General features: G+C 62.7%; 4 protein-coding genes. 3 read left to right on the plus strand and 1 reads right to left on the minus strand.

Annotated elements, in window-relative coordinates; translation table 11 throughout:
* Positions 1 to 68 precede the first annotated feature (68 nt).
* Positions 69 to 1,307, plus strand: coding sequence for a hypothetical protein (locus AUQ37_RS07665; protein WP_058748093.1), 1,239 nt, complete (start codon positions 69 to 71; stop codon positions 1,305 to 1,307).
* Here the strand turns inward: AUQ37_RS07665 and ilvB are convergent.
* Positions 1,279 to 2,949: a biosynthetic-type acetolactate synthase large subunit gene (ilvB, locus tag AUQ37_RS07670; RefSeq protein ID WP_058748094.1), complete on the minus strand. Its 1,671-nt coding sequence runs from the start codon at positions 2,947 to 2,949 to the stop codon at positions 1,279 to 1,281. The genes AUQ37_RS07665 and ilvB overlap by 29 nt on opposite strands.
* Positions 2,950 to 3,145: 196 nt before the next feature.
* Between ilvB and AUQ37_RS07675 the strand changes: the two genes are divergently transcribed.
* Together AUQ37_RS07675 and AUQ37_RS07680 are read left to right on the plus strand one after the other, a co-directional pair.
* Positions 3,146 to 4,159: a type II glyceraldehyde-3-phosphate dehydrogenase gene (locus tag AUQ37_RS07675; protein ID WP_058748095.1), complete on the plus strand. Its 1,014-nt coding sequence runs from the start codon at positions 3,146 to 3,148 to the stop codon at positions 4,157 to 4,159.
* Positions 4,160 to 4,168: 9 nt separating this feature from the next.
* Positions 4,169 to 5,225, plus strand: a 1,057-nt coding sequence (locus AUQ37_RS07680) for a phosphoglycerate kinase (protein WP_058748096.1), incomplete at its 3' end; no start/stop codon positions are given.

A 5,225-nucleotide genomic window follows, 5' to 3' on the forward strand; every position in this document is an offset into this window, starting at 1 on the left:
AAAAATAAATATTTTTGAATTGAAAAAAGGTCGCTATCCCTATAACGATGTTCGGCCTCCATACGTTTATGGAACCGTCCGAAGGCGGCTGCGGCCGCTACTCATGGCCTCTCGCATCCCGGGGGTACGAAGTGACGCTGGTAAATGCAGTGCTCGAGGAAGAGAACCCCAGGACGGTGCTCGACCCCTACGTCACGGACGGTACAGTGAGCCTCGCCTGCGCATATCTCGGGATAGGCGGCACGGGGCTCTGCCCGGATCCGCTCCTCATGAAACTGGCGCAGGCGAAGACGGGCATCTACGGGAAGAAGACCGCGGAGACCCTCGGGTACTCCTGCGCGACGATCACGGATGAGGTCTTCTGGGAATCAGACACCGATCCTCTCCCGGAGATCGCGGGAGCCTACCGGTACCCTCAGGCACGCGGCGACTTCCTGGGGCGCTGGCTGCATCATCTCCCCAACGAGGGCCGCGACGAGATCAGAGACCTGCTGTTCGTCTCCTACCTGAGGGCCTCCCAGCTGCTGGAAGGAGACGGCGAGTTCGACGAGTCCGTGGGGATGGAGACGTTCTGGAACGGGGTGTCGCAGGTCAGGGACGCCCTGCCGGACAATCCGGATAAGCCTGCGGTCCTTTCCGAAGGGGGCGCGGATGGGATCCCCTGCCCGCTGAGGAAGATGTATGGGCTTGTCATGACCTTCCTGCCTTCCCCTTCGCTTTCGTTCGATACTGAATACCGCACGCTGGCACAGCGTTCCGGATTCTTCGTTGACGATGCTGTGATGAGGCGCAGGGACGCCCAATGCATCGGGATGCCGCTCGAGCCCTTGGACAGGTACATGGAGGGATGGAGGCCAAGCGGCCCCGCTCCCGATTCTCTCAAAGATACGCTCGGCAACCTGGGCGATTCCAAAGAATCGATGTTCGTCCGCCGCTATGCGGAGGAACTCGGGGAGCTCATCGGCTCCGTCGGCGAGATCCTCGGGAAGACCAAGGCGGTCTTCTTCGCCGGGAACGCCGTGATAGATGGGACCGAGGTCCCTGTGGAGGCATTAATCCCAGAGCTCGCCGAGAAGGCCGGGCTGAAGTGCCAGGAGCCCGAGAAGGTCCGTGTTAGGAACGACTTCCGCGGGCTTTCGGATTGGAGATTCGATATCACCAGTGCGGAGCGATGTCTCGGGCATCGGCGAAGATGCTGTGTTCGAACTCCGTGCCGGTCCCGGGTACGCGGAATAAAGGCCCCCAGTCCGCGAAACCGGGGGCGTTGGGTTTCGGGGTTCAGACTCTGTACGGGCATCTGCCCATGACGATCGGGACCTTGGGGTCCTGAAGGATCATCGGGGTGATGTCGGCCTCCGGGTCGCAGCGGATATCGATCAGGCAGGTGGTGTCGGACTTCATGCCGCGTTCCAGTGCCTCGCGGATCTCCGACGATTTGGTGACGTGGATGCCCCACGCGCCGTAGCTTTCGGCGATCTTCACGAAATCGGGATCGGCATCGAGCTTGGTGCCGCTGTACCTCTTGTCCCAGAACAGCTTCTGCCACTGCCTGACCATGCCCAGCCATCCGTTGTTGAGGAGGACGATGGTGACGGGGATGTCCTCGGCGACCGAGGTCGCCAGCTCCTGGATGACCATCTGCAGCCCCCCGTCCCCGACGACGGTGAGGACCTTGGCCTCCGGCCTCGCGACCTTCGCGCCGAGGGCCGCCGGGAGGCCGAAGCCCATGGTCCCGAAGGACCCGGAGGTTATGAACTGCCTCGGGTATCTGACGTCGAGGCAGTGCATCGCCCACATCTGGTTCTGCCCGACATCGGTGGTGACGATGGTGTCCCTGTCGGCCAGAAGGCGGTTGATCTCGTGCATGACCTTCTGCGGGAGGATGGGATCGGCATCGTAATCGAAGTCGCACTGGCACAGCTTCCTGAGCTTGGCGTAGCGGCCGTCCCATTCCGAGTGGGCATCCCTGTATCCCCTGAGCCTGTCCAAGAGCATCTTGGTGCCTTTCTTCGCATCGCACTGGATGTTGACGCTCGGCAGCTTGGACTTCCCGAACTGGGTGGCGTCGACATCGATCTGGATGACCCTGCAGGTCTCCGACGGCATGGTGTGGGGGTTATAGGTCCTGTCGGACATCTTGGTGCCGATGGCCAGGACCAGGTCGGCCGATTGGAAGGCGTCGAGCGCGCCCATCCTCCCGTGCATCCCCAGGGGGCCGAGGTTGAGCGGATGCTCAGAGGGGACGACGCCGAGGGACATCAGCGTGGTGACGATCGGCATGCCGGTGAGCTCTGCCAGTCTGATGACCTCCTCCGAAGCGTTGACGGCCCCGCCGCCGACCAGCATTATGGGGCGCTCCGCGCTCCTGATCAGGGAGACCGCATCGGACATCCCCGACAGATCCTCGGCCGGGGGCTTGACGCCCCAGCTCTTGGTGAGGAGCTCCGAATCGATATCGGAGTTGATCTGGTCGACGGGCATATCGATGTGGACCGGCCCTGGCCTGCCCATCTGGCATATCTTCCAGCCTTCATCGATGGCGTGCGGGAGCCGCTCCGGGTCGAGGACGCGGAAGTTGTGCTTGGTGACGGGCATCATCAGGGAATAGGAGTCGACCTCCTGGAACGCCTCGGCGCCCAGGAAGCTGGTGCCTACCTGTCCCGTGAGGGCGATCATCGGGATGCTGTCCGCGTAAGCGGTGGCGATCCCGGTGACAAGATTGGTGGTCCCCGGGCCGGAGGTGGCCAGGCAGACCCCGGGCTTCCCGGAGGCGCGGGCGTAACCGTCGGCCATATGGGCGGCGCACTGCTCGTGCCTGACCAGGATGTGCCTCACGTCCGACTCCAGGAACTCGTCGTAGATCGGGATGACGGTGGCGCCCGGGTATCCGAAGACGTTCCTGACGCCGCGGTCCTCGAGCATCCTGAGAAGCGCTTTCGAGCCTTTCATGCGAATCAGGACGCTATCTACTGACGATTATAAAATAACGGACCTTTCGGCAACGGCGTTCCCTGGGCCACCCGCTCCGCACAGAGCGGACCGGGCCCCGCCGTAAATGCCTCTGGCACTTATGGAACTGGCCTGCGGGGCCCGCTGAGATTACTATTATATGAGTGGACGCCATCGTTTCCCCAGTGAAGATCCCATGGCTAAGATAAAGGTCGGAGTCAACGGCTACGGAACGATCGGCAAGAGGGTCGCGACGGCGGTCCTGGCACAGGACGATATGACGCTCATCGGGGTGTCGAAGACGAGGCCCACGTTCGAGGCGCAGACGGCCGTCGCCGCCGGAATCCCTCTGTACGTCCCCGCTGAGAGCATCCCCGCCTTCGATAAGGCCGGGATCAAGGTCGCCGGGACCATCGACGACCTCATCGCCGCGTCCGACATAATCGTGGACTGCACCCCCGGGACCGTGGGCCCGGAGGACAAGGCGAAATACGAGAAGGCCGGGAAGAAGGCCATATTCCAGGGCGGCGAGGAGCACGGCCTCACCGGCGTATCCTTCAACTCCACTGCGAACTACAAGGATTCGTGGGGGATGCAGTTCTCCCGCGTCGTGAGCTGCAACACCACTGCCCTCCTCAGGACCCTCAGCGTCCTCGACAGGGAGTGCAAGATCAAGAACGCCTACGTCACCATCGTCCGCCGCGCGGCCGATCCCGGCGACAGCAAATCGGGGCCCATCAACGCCCTGGAGCCGTCGGTGTCCCTCCCGACCCATCACGGGCTCGACGTCAAGTCCGTCCTCCCCTGGCTGGACATCACAACCATGGCGATCAAGGCCTCCACCACCCTCATGCACATCCAGGCCGTGGTGGTCAGGCTCGGCAAGGAGATCACCACCGAGGAGGCAGTCGCCATGTTCGCCAAGATGCCTCGCGTGAGGCTGATCTCCTCCAAGGACGGGCTCAAGAGCACCGCCCAGATCATGGAGCTGGCGCGCGAGCTCGGCCGCAGCAGGTCCGACATGTACGAGATCTGCGTCTGGTCGGACGGGATCAAGATGGTCGGCGACACCCTGTACTACTATCAGGCCGTCCACCAGGAGTCCGATGTCATCCCAGAGAACATCGACTGCATAAGGTCCATGTTCAAGATGATGGAGGGGCCCGAGTCCGTGGCCAAGACCAACAGGGCGCTCGGCATCGATCACTGAGGCAGGAACATGGAGGACACGTACAACACGCTCGGCGACATGAACTTCCGCGGAAAGAGGGTGCTTCTCAGGGTGGACATCAACTGCCCTATGGACAGGCAGACCCTGAAGATCATCAACGATTCGAGGATCCGCGCGGTCATACCCACCATCAGGGAGCTCATGGGCAAGAAGGCCAAAGTGGTGATCCTGGCCCATCAGAGCAGGAAGGGCAAATGGGATTTCACCGACCTGTCCCAGCACGCCGCGATCCTGGCGAGGGACCTCAACGCCCCCGTGAAGTATGTGGACGATGTCATCGGGGAGAAGGCGGTCGCCGCCATCAAAGAGGTCGGCGAAGGGGAGGTCCTCCTCCTCGGCAATGTCAGGTCCATAGACTCCGAGGTCGCCAAGCTCGATTCCGCAGGGCATTCCAAAGGCGAGATCGTCACCGCCCTCGCTCCTCTATTCGACATCTACGTCTGCGACGCCTTCGGTGCGGCGCACAGGTCCCAGTGTTCCCTGGTGGGCTTCGAAGAGGTCCTCCCCTCCGCCTCCGGCAGGCTGATGGCCAAGGAGATGTACGCTCTCAGGACCATCTTCAACAACCCCCGCCGCCCGTCCGTGTTCATCCTCGGAGGGGCCAAGTTCGGGGACATCCCCCACATGATCGAGAGGGTTCTCGGCAACGGCACCGCGGACACCGTCATCGTGGTCGGGCTCGCCGGCAACGCTTTCCTCATGGCGAGGGGCGTCGACATAGGCGGTGCCTCCAGGGTCCCGCTGGCCGAGGAGCTCACTCCCGAGAACTTCGCCCGCGCCAAGGAGGTCATGGCCAAATTCGGCCAGAAGATCCTCCTGCCGGTGGACGTGGCCGTCGAGAAGGACGGGAAGAGGGTATCCGTGCTCACCGGCGACATGGCCGAGGCGGGAGCGGCCCTGGACATCGGCGACAAGTCGATCGAGATCTTCCGGAAGGTCATAGAGCAGGCCAAGACCTCGTTCATGAGCGGCCCTGCCGGCATGTTCGAGAAGCCCGGCTTCGAGAACGGCACCAAGGCCATCATGAACGCCATGGTCGACAGCA

This window comes from Candidatus Methanomethylophilus sp. 1R26, from assembly GCF_001481295.1.
Taxonomy (GTDB): domain Archaea; phylum Thermoplasmatota; class Thermoplasmata; order Methanomassiliicoccales; family Methanomethylophilaceae; genus Methanomethylophilus.